Raw genomic sequence first — 516 nt, 5'->3', positions numbered from 1 at the left:
GGAAACACTGGAGGTCCGGGCCGTCGAGGTCACAACGAGCAATATCGGCGACGCGCCGATGCTGCCTGAACTGCTGAACCAAATCGCTCCCGACCACACTATCGGATCAGTTACAGCCGACGGCGCATACGACACGCGCAAATGCCACGATGCGATTGCAGCCCGTGGTGCTCATGCCGTTATCCCGCCGCGCCAGAACGCCAAGCCCTGGAAACCAACCACTGCCGGGGCCATCGCCCGGAACGAGGCGGTCAACGCATCGCGATACCTAGGCAAGGCCATCTGGCGACGATGGAGCGGGTACCACCGCCGGAGCCGGGTTGAAAGCAAGATGAACTGCATCAAGCTGCTCGGCCAATCCTTGATGGCAAGAGACTTTGATCGGCAGGTCGCGGAAATCCAGGTCCGCGTCGCGGTCCTCAACCGCTACACCGCTCTTGGCATACCCGTCACTGGGCCCGTAGGATAAGTCCGTCCGGGGAAAGGGGCAGTCCGTTCAAACCCGCATTTGTGCAA

At 61.4% G+C, this 516-nt stretch carries 1 protein-coding gene; it reads left to right on the top strand.

Annotated elements, in window-relative coordinates:
* Positions 1 to 469: IS5 family transposase (locus RXV88_RS23670; RefSeq protein WP_316296196.1), on the top strand; the 469-nt coding region annotated here is incomplete at its 5' end.
* Between the last annotated feature and the right edge of the window lie 47 nt (positions 470 to 516).

Origin of the sequence: Aestuariicoccus sp. MJ-SS9, assembly GCF_032586235.1 — a bacterium.
GTDB lineage: Bacteria > Pseudomonadota > Alphaproteobacteria > Rhodobacterales > Rhodobacteraceae > Aestuariicoccus.
This window is presented reverse-complemented; position numbering and strand designations above follow the sequence as displayed.